The sequence below is a fragment of the uncultured Campylobacter sp. genome, assembly GCF_937921625.1.
Taxonomy (GTDB): Bacteria; Campylobacterota; Campylobacteria; order Campylobacterales; family Campylobacteraceae; genus Campylobacter_B.
In genome coordinates this window covers 111,397-126,754 of record NZ_CAKZTI010000036.1, presented here as the reverse complement: position 1 = coordinate 126,754, position 15,358 = coordinate 111,397, and the positions used below count along the sequence as shown (strand labels likewise).

The window sequence follows — 15,358 nt, the reverse complement described above, 5'->3', positions numbered from 1 at the left end:
TTGCCAAAAAATGAGCGATTTTATCAAAAGTAGATTTAATTTTTACTAAAATTTTGATGATCGATATTTAAATTATATTTTATCATTTAGCTTTATTTAATGATAATAAAGCATTCGGAGATAAAATTCTAATGATTTTAAAATGTTTTGATAATCAATATGAAATAAAGGATTAATTTTATATTATTTGCCGTTTTTTAATCTTAATTATCATTTAGAAGTTTCGTATGAAAAAATTTCATCTGGCTTTGTCCTTGTGCGCAGTTCTTTGCTTAAGCGCACAAGTAGACGAGAAATCAAGCGCTACGGACGCATCCAAAAGCAAGGATTCAAATACGCAAAGCCTGGGCGTAATCGAAGTTACTAGCGATTCTAGCACGCCTAGCATCGTGGATGATGTCAAAATCAATACTCGCAACGCTACGCTCGTCAAAGACGTATTTCGCGACATCCCAGGCGTTTATGTGGGTGGCACTAACGGCATGAATCAAAAAATTTATATGTGCGGCGTGAGCGATCGCGGTCTAAATATCACGATTGACGGCGCGAAGCAAAACGGCAATACTTTTCATCACAACGCCGATTTACTAATCGATCCTGATCTTATCAAAGCCGTAGAGGTCGATGTAGGCGCGCGCTCGGTCGTGAACGGCTCGGGCGCTTTGGGCGGCTCAGTTGCCTTCAGGACGGTAGACGCTTCTGACATGCTTGAGGACGGTCAGGATATCGGCGCCAAGCTCAAAGTGGGCTATACGAGCAATAACGAGGGCTATTCGCAAAGCGCGATACTCTACGGCAGGGCGTTTGATAGCCTAGATATGCTTGCTGCGTTTAAGCACTACGGATACGGCTTCGGCGAATCGGGCAACGGCAAGCCTACGGGCGGCGACGGCAACGATATAAATTATTTATTAAAAGCGGGCTATAGCTTTTTGGATTTTCATAAAATTTCACTCTCTACCGAGCATATGCAGTATAAAGGCTTGTATCCTTTGCGCCCAGAATTCGGCTCATGGCTAAACGGACAGCTGGATAACCGCAAATACGAGCGCGATACATACACGATCAAATACACGTATAATCCAAGCGACCTGCTAGAGCTCGACATCACGGGATATTACACCAAGCATCAACGCATCGGATCGACTTCAACGAACGTAAAATGGGGCGTCGAGACCAAAGGCGGCAAAATCGGCGCTAAGAGTAAATTTGAAACGGGCGATCTGGCTCATACGCTACGCTACGGCTTTGATTACTACCGCTCCGAAAACTACGTTAAGCCCGGTAATCTACGCCCCGAGAAGGTCGATAATTATAGCTTTTATATCGAGGATGCTATGCGCTACGGCGGGCTTACGGTAACTCCCGGCGTGCGCTACGAAAGGCACGAGCTAAAGACTTACAACGGCAGAGGTGCTAATATCTCTAGCTACAAATATAAATTCAACGAAGTAAGCCCCGCCTTGGCGCTTGATTACGAGATCGGCGCAGGATTTGGGGCATTTGCGAGCTATGCGCGAGTATTTAGAGGACCTGACGTAATGGAGAGCATGATGGCTGCGGGTACTAGCCGCGGCAGACCACTAAGCTGGATGGCCAATGAAAATTTAAAGGCCACTACGGGTAACGCCTACGAAATAGGCGGTCGCTACAAAAGCGATCTAGCAGAAAACTCCTCAGTAAGCCTAACTGCGAAGTATTTCAGAACGGAATATAAAAATCTCATCGTAGATAACAACGCTCGCAGCGGCGTTATCGGCTGCCCGGGAGGCGCAGCAAATACCTTATGTAGGGCTAATGCAGGCGGTGCGGACATTGACGGCGTCGAGCTTTTCGCAAGATTAATATTAGATGATTTGAGCCTTGCTGCGGGTTACACCCACCAGCACGTAGAATATAAAGACCGCGTGCGCAGCGGCTCGGGCTATCTAAGCTCAAACATCATCGGCTACCGCGACTATGGCGATAAATACACCTTCAATGCCGAGTACGCAATCTCTGCGGCGGATCTACTGCTGGGCTATAACTTGCTCTTTTTCGACTCCAAAAACGTAGCCTCCGCAGATAGCGACGAAAAAACCAAGGTGCCTAGCTATGCGGTTCACGATCTATATGTGACCTACGCTCCGGATAGCGGGCGATTTAAAGGGCTTGAGATCAACGCGGGCGTTTACAATCTCTTTGATAAAGCCTACGCGTCGCACTCACAGCGCAGTGCCGATTTCACCGGTGATTCAAACGCTATCGACTGGGAGCCTGGACGGAATTTCAAGCTAAGCGTGGCGTATAAATTTTAAAGCTTACGCGATATGACGGCACGAAATTTTGCACGCTAAAGCAGCGAAATTTTAAAAATTCAAAGCCCTTGGAATTTCAAAATTCCTAGGGTTTTATAAATTTGAAATTCTTAGACTTAGAATTTCAAGCTTTTAAATTCTACTAACAAAAATTTTTCTCGTAAAATTCTTGCGAATAGCAAAATTCTCATTCGCAATGAAATTCTAGCTTGCGGCGAAATTCCCAAAATTCAAAGCGATATCCGCAGCACTTCACATCCGAAACTCGTTTAGAATTTATAAAATTCCTCCCGCTTCAAGTGCCGTCCGTTTACTCTTCATCGTTAAAATTCTGTTTTAAATTCTACTTAAAAGGAGAGCCTTTGTTAAATTATACTAAAAACGCCATTCGCGGCGCATTTTGGACGAAACCGTTCATAGTTTTAGTGCTGCTTTTGCTGCTGCTAATTCCGCTAAGCTTTATCGATAACCTCACCTACTCGCGCTCCGAAACCAAGCAGCTCGCGCAGGATTCGATCCTCACGCCGGTGGGCGGCGAGCTGCAAATCCAGGGTCTTGCGATTGTAGTGCCCTACGCAGAGATAATCGAAGCGATAGACAAAAGTAACAACGAGCTCATAAAAAGGCGCGTAGAGAAAAATTTCATCATCGTACCTAAAAATTACTCCCTCGCGGCGGAGATCGACCCCACCTATTTAAAGCGCGGAATTTTTCGCGTTCCGATATATAACGGCGACTTCGCGCTAAAAGCGGACTTTGAGGCGATAAACTATACCGAGCTCGGCGTCGATCCTGCGCGGCTAAATTTCGACGAAGCCGTGCTAGTGCTCGGCGTAGGCAATCAAAAATCCTTCACCGCCTCCCCCGCTTTAAGCTTAAACGGCAAGGAGCTTAAGCAATATCACGGCAACACCGAGGCTAAAATTTTCGATCGAAGCCTAATCTACAAGCTCCCCGCTTCCGCGCTGTCGTCTGATTTTAGCATCAGCGGCACGCTTAAAATCCAAGGCGGCGAGGCACTTCATCTAGCTCCGATCGCGCAAAATAGCCGTTTTGAAATTAGCTCTACTTGGGCATCGCCTAGCTTTGGTGGCGGCTTTATCGCCAAATCGCGCGAGGTAAGCGCTAGCGGTTTTAAAGCTTCGTGGGAAGTTACAGGCTTAGCCGCAGGCATTGCTCCTGCGTGGCTTGTAGATCAAGATGTCCGCGTCGCTATGACGAACTGGCGCAGCAACGACGATAGAAATGACGCCGTAAGCATCGGCTTCATCGAGCCCGTGAACAACTACTCGCTGATTAAGCGCTGCACGGATTACGCTCTGTTATTCTTAGCGGTGCCGTTTTTGGCGATCTTTTTGTGCGAGGTTTATACTCACGAGCGCATCCACCCGATCCAGTATCTGCTCATCGGGCTTGAGGACGTTGTTTTCTACCTGCTGGTGCTTTCGCTCTCCGAACACATCGGCTTTGCGATCAGCTACGCCATCTCGGCGATCGCGGTAAGCGCGATAGTATTTTTCTACGCGAGCGCGATTTTTAAAGGCGCGCGCTGGGGCATTTTCATCACCTGCGTTCAGCTCGTTTCTTACGCGATCCTCTACGTCATCTTAAATTCCGAGGACTACGCCCTATTAATGGGAAGCCTGATGATATTCGCGGTGATTTCGCTAGTGATGTATTTTACGCGCAAGCTTGATTGGTACGATACGGCGATCCCAAGCGGCGAGAAAAAACAAGAGCAAGAGCCCGAAATTTAGCCTTTAAATTTGCCGCTAAATTTAATCACAACGGCCTTTGGAGCTTTAAAATCCAAAGGCCTTTTTAAATTTGCTCGCTAAATTTAAACTGCTAAAATTTCATCTATCTGAAATTTTACCCGACGCGGCATACAAACCGCGACCGAGCCGAACGGCACATTTTAAAATTTAGCCCCGCGAGCGGGAGTATGTCGCGACAAAGACAAAAATTTAGATCGCGCCGCTTTAAATTTTAAAATTTCATCTATTCCATAGCGCCGATTTTTGAGTATAATGAGCGAAAAATTTTAAGGATTTTGTGTGATACTTGCTATTGAGAGCAGCTGCGACGACAGCTCGGTCGCAGTGATGGATGAGCGCAGTTTCGAGCTGAAATTTTACGAAAAAATAAGTCAGGAGGCTGATCACGCCAAATACGGCGGCGTCGTGCCCGAGCTTGCCGCGAGGCTGCATACGGAGGCGCTACCGCGGATTTTACAGCGCGCAAAGCCCTATTTTAGCGAGCTTAGCGCCGTCGCAGCGACCAATGCCCCGGGGCTTAGCGTGAGCCTGATCGGCGGCGTGAATATGGCAAAAGCGCTCGCGCTCGCGCTAAATCTGCCGCTCATCGGCGTAAATCATCTCATAGGCCACGTTTACTCGCTGTTTTTAGGCAGCGAGGCGCGATTTCCGATGGGCGTTTTGCTTGTTAGCGGCGGACATACGATGGTTTTGGATATCGACGCTGCGGGGGGTATCGAAATTTTAGCGACCACGGGCGACGACAGCTTCGGCGAGAGCTTCGATAAGGTCGCAAAGATGCTAGGCCTCGGCTACCCGGGCGGCGCACTCATCGAGGAGCTTGCAAAAGGCGGCGAGCCGAAGTTTGAGCTGCCCGTGCCGCTAAAGGGCGACAGGCGGCTGGAGTATAGCTTTTCTGGGCTTAAAAACGCCGTGCGCGTGCAAATAGAGAAGCTAAAAGAGGCGGACGAGCTAGATGAGCGGGCGATGCGCGATCTGGCGCGCTGCTTTGAGGACGCGGCGTGCGCGCACATACTGGATAAATTGCAGCGGATCTTTGAGCTGCGGCGCTTTGCGCGCTTCGGCGTCGTGGGCGGAGCGAGCGCGAACCTACATCTGCGCGGGCTTTTGACTGATTTGTGCGAGCGGGCGGGCTGCGAGATACTTTTCGCGCCGATGAAATTTTGCTCCGACAACGCCGCTATGATCGCGCGCGCGGCGATAGAAAAGCTGCGTAAAAAGGATTTTGTCGCACCCACAGAGCTTGAGATCATCCCGCATCTAAATCTACGCTCGGCATTTGAGTAAAATTTTAAAATTTACATATCGCGTTTCAGGCTCGCGCCGCGTTTTGCTAAATTTTTTGTACTCGCACCGCCATCGGTGCCGCTGCGCATGTCCTTGCCGTTTGCAATATCTGCTAAAATTTTGATCGACTTTGTTAGTTTATCGTTTTTATCCTTTCTTAATCATGCAGAAAAGTTACGACTTCGTGTTCTTTTGGCAAGAACTTTCTACCGTGTATACCACTTTCTCCATATTCTATCAAAGCTTCATTAAGCACCTTATAGAGCTCATCTAACGAAATTCCATAAGTGCTAGAATTTATATTTTCCAGCTTATATTTTATAAAAAACGGATTATCGATTAGCATTTTACTTGTGGTTTCGTCATAAATTCGCCTTATATCAAGCTCAATAACATTGCCCTTATAACATAAAATATAAATCTCCTCACCCGTAAATCCATCTCGCGGATCCGGTAGGTGCGGATCACACACAAAGATAAACCAAATATCCCTCTGCCTATCGATGACCCAATCAAGCTGCTCTATACGTTGATCGCCCAATGGAAGTTCACCAAAATTTGCCCTGGAGCTATTTACTATGTCAATAACGCCATATTTCTCAATATCCTCTTTCGAAATATATTCCGCAACGAACGCCACTTTCTACTCCTTAAATTTAATATTTAATTATATCTACGACATATTTATATTCGCTTATATGCTCGTAGATATCGCCTTCGCTTTTAATGCCTAGTCTCCCAACCATATCGTTTAGAAAAAATTTCTCAAAATTTTCAGCGGTTACCTTGGCGCCGCTACTGGTGCGCATATCTTTACCATTTGCAATATCTGCTAAAATTTGATCAGCTTTGTTGGCTTGTCATTTTTTGCACTTTCTTAATCGTGCAGAAAAGTTACGACTTCGTGTTCTTTTGGAACATATTCCCTATTTTCAATACCGCCACTACCATACTCGGATAAGGCTTCATTTAAAATTTTATAAAGCTCGTCTATCGAAATATCTCCAATGTCAGAATTTACGCTTTGGAATTTATATTTGACCTTAAATGGATTTTCCGTGAAATATTTACTCGTTGTCTCATCATAAATTCGCCTTATATCAAGCTCGATTTCTCTACCTTTATAATAAAGCAGCCAAATCTCCTCTCCAGTATATCCGTCTCTTGGATCCGGTAGATGTGGGCTACAAACAAAGATAAGCCAAATATCTCTTTGCCTGTCGATGACCCAGTTCAACCACTTTATTTCATTGGGCTCCTGTGAATCATAATGATATTTTGCCAAGCACTGATCTACACGATTTATAATATCATATTTCTTTAAGTCCTCTTTCGAAATATATTCTGCTACAAACGCCACTTTATTTTTCCTTTCTTACATCTATTAATGCTACACTAAAATCATCCTTACCCTCCCAGCCTGGTCTAAATTTAAAATCAATCAAAATATCTCTCAATATTTTAATAACTTCATTATCTGGAATAATAGAATTTATAACATTCACCTCGATAATTTTCCACACCCTTTGAAATTTGCGTCCATCCACTTCTTGATCATATTCGTAGTCCAAAAGAATATCTAAATTATTTCCTTGAATATAAAGCCTCCATAGCTTTTTGCTCCCATAACCATAATCATACCCTTCATTTGGTAGTCTTTTAATTAAAAGAAACCAAATATCTTTTTGTCTATCAACAACAAAATTTCTAGGTAGTTCTTCATAATACGGACTATATTGATAAAAAATTTTACTCAACCCGTACTTTTCATCATCCTTTTTAGTGATGATAGCATTTTCAAACGCCATTCTCTCCTCCTTAAAATTTAATTCTCGGATTATACTACGATATGTTTATATCCGCCTATGCGCTAATAAATATATCGTAGGGTTAAATTTATAATTGATTTTCGCCTCAAACCGCATGCAACGCTCGCATTAAAATTTTTCAAATTCCGAAGCGCAGTTTAAATTTACAGCCACAGCTCGGCGCGCGCCAAAGTGCAGGCCGCAGCGCGTTTAAATCCTGCCGCAAACCATGCAGTATTTCAAATTTAAACGCTACGCGGATTACACGCTACGCGGGCTCGGTAAATTTTGCCGCGGCGCGATTAAATTTCGCCGCGGCGTACCTAAACTTCTATCGCATAGGGGATTTTATCCTTCGCGCCGGCGCCAGCAAAGCCTTTAAGCCGCAGTAGGCAGCTGTCGCAAAGCCCGCACGCAGCATCCTCGCGCTCGTAGCAGCTCCACGTAAGCTCTAACGGCACGCCGATTTCAAGCGCCAGCGAGACGATCTGCGCCTTGCTAAGGTGCACGAGCGGGGTTTTGATGCGCGGATGAAAGTCGCGGCTCGTGCCCAGATCGAGCGCTCGCTCAAATGCGCCGATGAACTCCGCGCTGCAGTCGGGATAGCCGCTGCTGTCCTCCTGCACCACGCCGATGAAGATCGCGTCGCAGCGCTCCTTCTCGGCGAGCGCGGCGGCGATGCTCAAAAACACGCCGTTGCGAAACGGCACGTAGGTGCTCGGCAGATCTGAAAACGCGCTCTCGCCGCCTGGCAGCGGAATTTTATCGCTTCGGCTTGGCGATGAAATTTGATTGTTTTGGCTTTGAGGTAAAATTTCACCCTCTGCGTGCTTAAGTGGAATTTTATCGCCCTGCTGCGGCTCGGCTCCGCTTTGAAGTGAAATTTCACCTTCTTGAACCAGAATTTCGCTGCCCTGCGATAAAATTTTATCGTCGCAGGCTAAAATTTTAATGTCTTGCAGCGAAAGCTCATCGCCCTCTAGTAAAATTTCAGCGTCTTGCATTAAAATTTCACCGCTCTGCGTACAGCTGCTCCGCGCCGAATCTGCACCGAGCGTAGCATCCGCGGAGCTCGTCGAGAAATTTGACGCAGCAAAATTTTGCCCGCCAGTCTCGGCATTAATAGAATTTGCCGCGATAGAATTTTGCCCGTCTAGGCGAGCGCTCTTGGAATTTGCCGCACTGTCAATCTCGGCGCCGGTAAAATTTGCCGCGCCACAAAGCTCCGCCGCGCCCTTCCTGATCGGCAAAGTGCCGTCCGTAAGGGCGCTACCGCCGATCTGCGCGATGAAGCGAGCGTCTAAAATCAGCCTTTTTGCGACCCCCAAATCGTCGCAAATTTTACCGAAGCACTCACGCTCCTTGCCCATCGTGCGCTGATCGTAGTCAAAGTGCAGCGCCACGATCTCGTAACCTTCGCGCCTCGCAATATAGGCGCAGGTCGCGCTGTCCATGCCGCCGCTGATCACGCATAAAGCTCTCATTTTCGTCCTTTTTTTGCTAAAATTATACGAAAATTTTATAAAAAGGCGGTAAAAATGATACTTTGCGAACAGCCCTATCCCGAAATTTTGGACGCTATCGCGGCGGAGCTGGGCGGAGGGAGCGTCGAGCTAATTTTCGTGCGCGGCGAGGAGATGCGGCAGCTAAACGCGCAAACGCGCGGCATCGATAAGACGACCGACGTGCTGAGCTTTCCACTCGATCCTGCAGCGTTTGCGGGCTTCGGCGAGGATTTGAGCGAGGAGAATTCCGCGCATGAAAACAGCGGCGCCAAAATTCTAAACGCTGCGAATTCCGCTAGTGAAAATACAGGCGCCGCGAATTTTGCGAGCGAAAATTCTAATGCTGCGAATTCCGCCAGCGAAAATTTTAATACCAAAAATTCCGAGAGCGAAAATTCTAACGATAAAAATTTAAAAAATTGGAATTTTAACGGCGGAAATTTCGCTCCCGTGCTGCTCGGCTCGGTTGTGATAAATTTAGACCTCGTAGAGCTGAAAGCCGCGCAGCTGGGGCACGGCAGGGATGACGAGACGGCGCTGCTTTTTACGCACGGCTTGCTGCATGTGTTAGGCTTTGATCACGAGAGCGACAACGGGCAGATGCGCGCCAAGGAGTGCGAGATAATCGAGAAATTTCGCCTTCCAAAAAGCTTGATCGTGCGAACGGAGGGAAGCGAGGAGTAGGCGCTGTATATCGAAAAAGGGCGAGCAAAGGATATGTGCAGCGGCGTAAAATCCAAACAAAATTTTAAAAACGCAGATATGGAAGCAAAAATAAGCGGCCCAAAACCGTAGCGATAAAAGGATCTTTTAGGGTAAATTCGCCGCAATTTCCCAACCAAAATTTTACATACTTAAAGTTATCAACGGCAACTGAATGCATTGCATGTTTTACTCGTTAATGGTAAATTTTCGTATTTAAATACAAATTTCTACAAACGGATGTTTGCGAAACTTTGTCTTTAAATTTGCTAATTTTAATAAAAACCGCTTTAAGACCGTTTATTAAATTTACGGAATCGATAAAAAGTAGATAATCTTCGCTCTTATATTTTATCGGTCCGAAATAAATCAGAGTATCTCCTGCGATCTTGTTTCGATAATCCTCAAAATCTATCCTGCTATAATATGAATCGTATGAGGGGTCTTTTATAATTTTACTGCACTCTTGCGGATCTAGAATATACATAAAAATTTGCAAAAGACATCTCGTATTGCCGAAAATCTTCTCTATACGTCATAATATACAAAAGCTTATTATCAAATTTATATAACGTAAATCCTCTCCCCGTAAAGCCGTCTCTAATCGTTGTATTCATATCCATATACCAGCAATCGCCCATATTTTTCTTTAAAACGGGGTCATTGTAATCCGTCGTATCAAAAACCAGAGGCTTGATTACGCTTATATTTTTCCATTCGAACAGATCATCGTAAAAGTCGTTGCAGAAGTCTCTTTCTTTTGATAAATGCTCTTCATATTCTTTTTTGAGCGTTGTATTTCTATCTATTTGCCAAAAGCTAACGGTTTTTCCGTTGAAAGTGGTTTCTCCTTCTACCATACCGGAAGGATTGCTTCTTACTACTTTCCTATCATTAGCTTTCCATAAAGCTATTTTTAAATCAAAAGGAATTTCCGTATCGCTTACATCGTTTGCATTCGCAAATAGTACGAATGCGATCATTAAGATGAAAATATGAACCCACATATCCGCTCCTATCGATAAAGCTTCGTATTTAAGTATGAATTGCTACAAACAGGCATTTGCAAAATACCGTCTTTAAATTTCCTGATTGCGACGTTTAGTAATTGACCGCTGTGCGTATTGTCGAAATCTATGAAAAGTAGATAGTCTATATCTTTATAACGTATCGGTTCGGCATAAAACAGACGCGGTTTATATATGATATTGCCTGGAATCTCCAAATTTACCCTGCTACGAGGATCTTTTGTGATTTTACTACACTCTTTGGGATCTAAAATGTAAGCAAGATTTGCGAAATCATCCGTCTGATATATATAAGGAGTGGTTTTATAAATCATAATATACAAAAGCTTATTATCAAATTTATACAATGTAAATCCGCGCCCGCTAAAGCCGTCTTTAATCGTTTTATTCATATCCATATACCAGCAATCGCCCATATTTTTCTTTAAAACTGGGTTGTTGTAATCCGTCGTATCAAAAACCAGAGGCTTGATTACGCTTATATTTTTCCATTCGAACAGATCATCGTAAAAGTCGTTGCAGAAGTCTCTTTCTTTTGATAAATGCTCTTCGTATTCTTTTTTGAGCGTTGCATTATCTTCTATCGTAAAAAAATAAAAACTCTTGCCATTAAAGGTAGTTGCACCCCGGATCATAGGTTCGTGGAGGGCTTTTCTTACAACTTTTTTATCTTGAATTTTCCATAAAATAGGTTCCAGTTGCCATGGCATCGATGGATGCTTTATATCGTTCGCTTTTGCGAACGATACGGCAAACAAGATCGCTAAAATAAAAGCACGAATTTGCATCCCTTGCTCCTTAAATGGGCTTTTGGAATCTTAAAAGCGTTTTTTGTTATCGGTTTTATAAGCTTATACAACATAATTACTTAATCAAAGTATAAAATACATTATCATATCCGCACAAATATGAATTTATGCATATACCGCCGATCTATACGGCAGGCTTTCGATGTTTAAATTACCGATCAATTTTATTCACATTCATGAATATATGGATCTTTTAGGGTAAATTCGCCATGATCTCCCAACCAAAACGTCGCATACTCAAAATTATCAATCGCAAATGTCGCATGGTGTTCGCTGTATACCCTGCGCGATCTGCATTTTTTGCCTTTGTAATCATAGTGATCTGATAGCTTTTTATAAAACTCGATGCTTTCGTTATCAAAGTCGTAGCCCAGCGCGATATCTTGATTTCGCCCGTCGTAAAAATGAATATAGTCGAAATCGAGGTTGTAATAAACTTTGCAATGATCATTATCGCCGTTTATTATGGCATCGCTGCAATATTTTTCTAGCTTTAATTTCTCTTTTTCAAACTCATGCCGTAGCTCAATCTGCTCAGACGGGTCTAAATTTTGTGTTTTCTCAGTAAAAAATTCCTCTTCATACCTAAGCGCCTTTTGCAATAAAATAGCCGCATACTCGGCTCTTTTAGAATAAAAATATAGAAAATAGGAGGTGTATAACATAAAGATAAACCCTACAAAAATCATAAAATTTCTAAGTAGTTTTTTCAAATCGTTGCCTTTTTAAATTATAAGACGGCAAGACCTACCGCCGCCAAAATCTATTTTCTAGCATAAATTCATCGCCCCGTTGCGCAAAATTTTGCGGGCAAGGCTTATGTCGATAAAATTTTATAAATCGCGCTTAGCCGAAGCTTACAGGGTCCATATCGATCTCGACGGGCAGATGCTCAAGCGCGCGCGCGGCGTTGATCAGCGGCACGTGCGAGCTAGCGCGCAGCAGAATTTCAAAGCGAAATTTCGACGCGATATAGGCGATACCCGCCTTGCCGTAGCCGATGATCTCAAAGCTCTCGCTCGTCTTCTCTTTCAAATACTGCGCAGAATTTTCGGCAGTATTTTCGGCCGCTAAATTTATAAAATTTTGCGCGGCACCGTTTCTTTCAAGCTTTAAATTTACGCTGTCTGCGCCTGCGTCACAAGCTGAAATTTGCGCAGCATTTTTCAAATTTGAAGCGTTTTGGCGGTTTAAATTTGCATCGTCCCCGCACAGATCCGAGCTTTGAAATTTAAAATTTGATATTTGTTTGCCGCTCTGCTGCACAGAATTTTGTAAATTTAAAGCGCTTAAATTTGCTCTCCTAGCATCCAGCCCGTCACGCGGTGCAAACGCGTTACTTCCCGACTGTTTACGACGTAAAAGCTCAAGCGCGGCGTTCATTATCTCGCTCGCCGCCTTTTCATTTTTATGCGAGATCAGCACGCGTAAAAGCCGCATATACGGCGGATAGAACCCTTCTCGAAACTCCGCTTCGTCGCGCAAAAAATCGTCGTAGTTTTCGATATAATCCCTAAAAAAGCCGCTCTGGCGCGTCTGTATGACGACCCTGCCCTGCCCCGAGCGGCCCGCGCGGCCAGCCACCTGCATCGCAAGCGCCAGCGTCTTTTCACGCGCCCTAAAATCGGGATAGCTCAGATGCTCGTCGATCCCCATTATCACCGCAAGATCGACGCCATGGTAATCGTGCCCCTTACTAAGCATCTGCGTGCCCACCAGAATGTCGATTTTATGGGCGTTGAAGTTATTGAGCAGCGCCTCAAGCTTGCGCTGCGTGGTAATCTCGTCGCGATCAAATTTTGCGATGCGGGCGCTTGGGAAACGCGCCGCAAGCTGTGCCGCAAGCTCGCCGGTGCCGATCTTGCGCGCCTGCATCACCTCGCCGCCACAGTTTTCGCAAGACGCCCTGTAAAACGTGCTAAAGCCGCAGTAATGGCACTTTAGCGCCGCAGCGTCCGCGTGGTAGCTCATCCCGACGGCGCAAAACGGGCAGCGCACGATCTGCCCGCAGTTTTCGCAAACCATATATTTGTAGTTCGCGCGCGTCGGCAAAAACACGACCGCTTGCTTGCCCGCTTCGAGGCTGCGCCCGATCTCGGTTAAAATTTTAGGGCTCAGCCCCGTCTCGCTCTCATCGAAAATGAAGCGCTTAGCGCTGCTAAAATAGGTGCCGCGCAGGCGGAAATGCGGCTGCTTCGCGTAGGTGCTAAGCGCGGGCGTCGCGGAGCCCAAAACCACGCGGATGCCAAGCTTTTTGCCGACGAAAATCGCGGCGTCGCGGGCATTTAGGCGCGGCGCGGCGGCCGATTTATAGCTGTCGTCGTGCTCCTCATCCACGACGATGAGGCCTAGATCGCTAAAGGGCAAAAATAGCGCCGAGCGAGCGCCCGCGATGAGCCGAATCTCGCCTGCGTTAAATTTTTCTAAAATTTCGCGCTTTTTTTTGGGCGAAATTTTGGAGTGCCAGACGCCGAGCCGCTCGCCGAAATAGCTCTGTAGCCGCTTCGTCATCTGCGGCGTGAGCGAAATCTCGGGCATCAAAAACAGCGCCTGCTTGCCCGCAGCGAGCGCCTGCGCGATCAGCGCGATATAAATTTCGCTCTTGCCGCTGCCCGTATCGCCGAAAATCAGCGACGTCTCGTTGGCTTCGGCAAATTTACGCGCTTGCTCCTGCGCGGGGGTGAGGTTTGGAATTTTACCTATTTGAAGCGGAGATAGCGACGGCGGGGCGGGGCTTTGCGCCGCGGCGTCGGAATTTTGAATTGAGATGGAATTTTGCGCTGAAGTAGGATTTTGAATCGAAATGGAATTCTCTCTCTCGGTAAAATCCCGCTCTTGGATCGAATTTTGCGCGATAGCGAAATTTTGTTTGTGTGCCGAACTCGGCGCGGTAACAAAATTTATGGCGGTCTTCATGGCGGCAGAATTTTGAATCAATGCGAAATTTTGAATTGAGGCGGAATTTAGTTCATTGACAAAGCCCTGCTCTTGGATAGAATTCTGCGCAGGGGCGGAATTTGACGCCAAATTTTGCGAGATAGAATTTGGCGCCCGCTTTAAATTTTGCTTTTGCATGGAATTTGGCGCGATGACGGAATTTATGACGGTAACAGAATTTTCTGCGGTAGTAGAATTCCTCCTCAATTCAGAATTTTGAATTGAGGCGGAATTGTGTGTGGCATTAAAATTCCCATCGAGCGTAGAATTTTGTGTGGTGATGGAATCCTGCTCGAAAATAAAATTTTGTTCGCGGGTAGAAGCTTGTTTGCAAGCGGAGACCAACTCACTAACGGGAATTTGCTCGCAAGCGCAATTCCGCTCGGTCGTAGGATCCTCCTGCGAATTCCGCAAATTCTGCGTCGTCTCACTTGAAGGCTCAAAGATCCCGAATGCAACGCCCTTTTCGCAAACATAATAATGCGCTATAAAATTTGCTAGTATAATTTGAAACTGCGTAAATTTAAGCTGCGAAATCTCTAAAATTTTCTTAGTTTTGAAGCTCGGCTTTGCAACCTCGCGCAGAATTACGGCGGATTTGATACTTGATTTTATGGGAACGGATACGATTTGATAAGCTGGGATTTTAAAATTTAAACTATAAGTAAGCGGCTTTAGGCTGGCGCCCAAAACCGCAACTTCATAATAGAGCATTTAGCTATTGAGCTAAGGATTGGCAAAGCTCGTCTTTGTGATCGCAGTCGAATGAACCTACGTTTCTACCCGCTGCCGTAGCCAAAGCCGATGTCGGATAGTAATCAAAAGTAGTACTCTTGCCCGCTACGCTAGCCCTATATGTAGACGTTGCGTTAGCATTGCCGTTCGTAACCAAAGCCCAGCCGTTCCTACCGCCATCTCTCATAGGATAGATAGGTTGCTGCAAAACGCCGTCAAAAAGAGTGGCGTTGTCCGAGCCCTCCAAAGCAGGCCATGTGGTCACGCCCCTCATCATATTCTCGCTTCTAACCAGCGAAAGTCCGCTTCTAATGGCGGCGATATCTCCACGCATCTTAGCGATCGTAGCATCGTCGCGCGTAGCGGCTAATCTAGGCACTGCGATGCCCGCCAAAATACCTAAAACGACGATGACGAAAACAAGCTCGATCATCGTAAAAGCTTTTAAATTTTTCATGTTAAATCCTTTGAT

13 protein-coding genes and 4 pseudogenes are annotated in these 15,358 nt (G+C 45.6%); 4 read left to right on the top strand and 13 right to left on the bottom strand.

The features are described from left to right. The first annotated feature begins 227 nt into the window (after positions 1–227). The 3 genes from Q0101_RS06070 to tsaD all read left to right on the top strand — a co-directional run bounded on the left by Q0101_RS06070 (position 228) and on the right by tsaD (position 5,362). Complete coding sequence (locus Q0101_RS06070) at positions 228–2,297, top strand: TonB-dependent receptor (protein WP_297943283.1); 2,070 nt, start codon at positions 228–230, stop codon at positions 2,295–2,297. 362 nt (positions 2,298–2,659) lie between these two features. Further along, positions 2,660–4,054 carry a cell envelope integrity protein CreD gene (gene creD, locus Q0101_RS06065; RefSeq protein WP_297943282.1) on the top strand — a complete coding sequence of 465 codons (1,395 nt, stop codon included), beginning with the start codon at positions 2,660–2,662 and terminating at the stop codon, positions 4,052–4,054. Between the two features lie 300 nt (positions 4,055–4,354). Beyond that, a complete protein-coding gene (gene tsaD, locus Q0101_RS06060) occupies positions 4,355–5,362 on the top strand; it encodes a tRNA (adenosine(37)-N6)-threonylcarbamoyltransferase complex transferase subunit TsaD (RefSeq protein ID WP_297943281.1) in 1,008 nt (335 codons plus the stop codon). Between the two features lie 157 nt (positions 5,363–5,519). Here the strand turns inward: tsaD and Q0101_RS06055 are convergent, their stop codons facing one another. The 6 genes and pseudogenes from Q0101_RS06055 to Q0101_RS06030 form a co-directional block, all read right to left on the bottom strand. Further along, entirely contained in the window at positions 5,520–6,002 is a 483-nt protein-coding gene (locus tag Q0101_RS06055; protein WP_297943280.1) for a hypothetical protein, read from the bottom strand. Between the two features lie 16 nt (positions 6,003–6,018). Beyond that, on the bottom strand, positions 6,019–6,171 hold the full coding sequence (locus tag Q0101_RS06050; RefSeq protein ID WP_297943279.1) for a hypothetical protein: 153 nt from the start codon (positions 6,169–6,171) through the stop codon (positions 6,019–6,021). A gap of 68 nt (positions 6,172–6,239) precedes the next feature. Next, positions 6,240–6,599, bottom strand: coding sequence for a hypothetical protein (locus Q0101_RS06045; RefSeq protein ID WP_297943278.1), 360 nt, complete (start codon positions 6,597–6,599; stop codon positions 6,240–6,242). A 124-nt stretch (positions 6,600–6,723) separates the two neighbouring features. Then, positions 6,724–7,170, bottom strand: coding sequence for a hypothetical protein (locus Q0101_RS06040; RefSeq protein ID WP_297943277.1), 447 nt, complete (start codon positions 7,168–7,170; stop codon positions 6,724–6,726). A gap of 323 nt (positions 7,171–7,493) precedes the next feature. Beyond that, positions 7,494–7,946: pseudogene (locus tag Q0101_RS06035) on the bottom strand (7-cyano-7-deazaguanine synthase); the annotation flags it as partial. Positions 7,947–8,387: 441 nt separating this feature from the next. Continuing rightward, positions 8,388–8,654: pseudogene (locus Q0101_RS06030) on the bottom strand (7-cyano-7-deazaguanine synthase); the annotation flags it as partial. Positions 8,655–8,708: 54 nt separating this feature from the next. Between Q0101_RS06030 and ybeY the strand changes: the two are divergent. Further along, positions 8,709–9,359, top strand: a complete 651-nt coding sequence (ybeY, locus tag Q0101_RS06025; RefSeq protein ID WP_297943276.1) for an rRNA maturation RNase YbeY — start codon at positions 8,709–8,711, stop codon at positions 9,357–9,359. A 214-nt stretch (positions 9,360–9,573) separates the two neighbouring features. On the opposite strand, the gene Q0101_RS06020 is transcribed toward ybeY, so the two are convergent. The 7 genes and pseudogenes from Q0101_RS06020 to Q0101_RS05995 form a co-directional block, all read right to left on the bottom strand. Continuing rightward, positions 9,574–9,864, bottom strand: coding sequence for a hypothetical protein (locus Q0101_RS06020; RefSeq protein WP_297943275.1), 291 nt, complete (start codon positions 9,862–9,864; stop codon positions 9,574–9,576). Beyond that, a complete protein-coding gene (locus Q0101_RS06015) occupies positions 9,833–10,384 on the bottom strand; it encodes a hypothetical protein (RefSeq protein WP_297943273.1) in 552 nt (183 codons plus the stop codon). Before Q0101_RS06015 ends, Q0101_RS06020 begins: the two co-directional genes overlap by 32 nt. Before the next feature lie 8 nt (positions 10,385–10,392). Next, positions 10,393–11,193 carry a hypothetical protein gene (locus Q0101_RS06010; RefSeq protein ID WP_297943272.1) on the bottom strand — a complete coding sequence of 267 codons (801 nt, stop codon included), beginning with the start codon at positions 11,191–11,193 and terminating at the stop codon, positions 10,393–10,395. A gap of 185 nt (positions 11,194–11,378) precedes the next feature. Further along, a complete protein-coding gene (locus Q0101_RS06005; protein WP_297943271.1) occupies positions 11,379–11,927 on the bottom strand; it encodes a hypothetical protein in 549 nt (182 codons plus the stop codon). Positions 11,928–12,570: 643 nt separating this feature from the next. Further along, positions 12,571–13,911: pseudogene (priA, locus tag Q0101_RS10715) on the bottom strand (primosomal protein N'); the annotation flags it as partial. Positions 13,912–14,613: 702 nt separating this feature from the next. Then, a pseudogene (locus Q0101_RS10710) lies at positions 14,614–14,865 on the bottom strand (primosomal protein N'); the annotation flags it as partial. A 4-nt stretch (positions 14,866–14,869) separates the two neighbouring features. Continuing rightward, on the bottom strand, positions 14,870–15,343 hold the full coding sequence (locus tag Q0101_RS05995; RefSeq protein WP_297943269.1) for a prepilin-type N-terminal cleavage/methylation domain-containing protein: 474 nt from the start codon (positions 15,341–15,343) through the stop codon (positions 14,870–14,872). Positions 15,344–15,358: the final 15 nt, after the last annotated feature.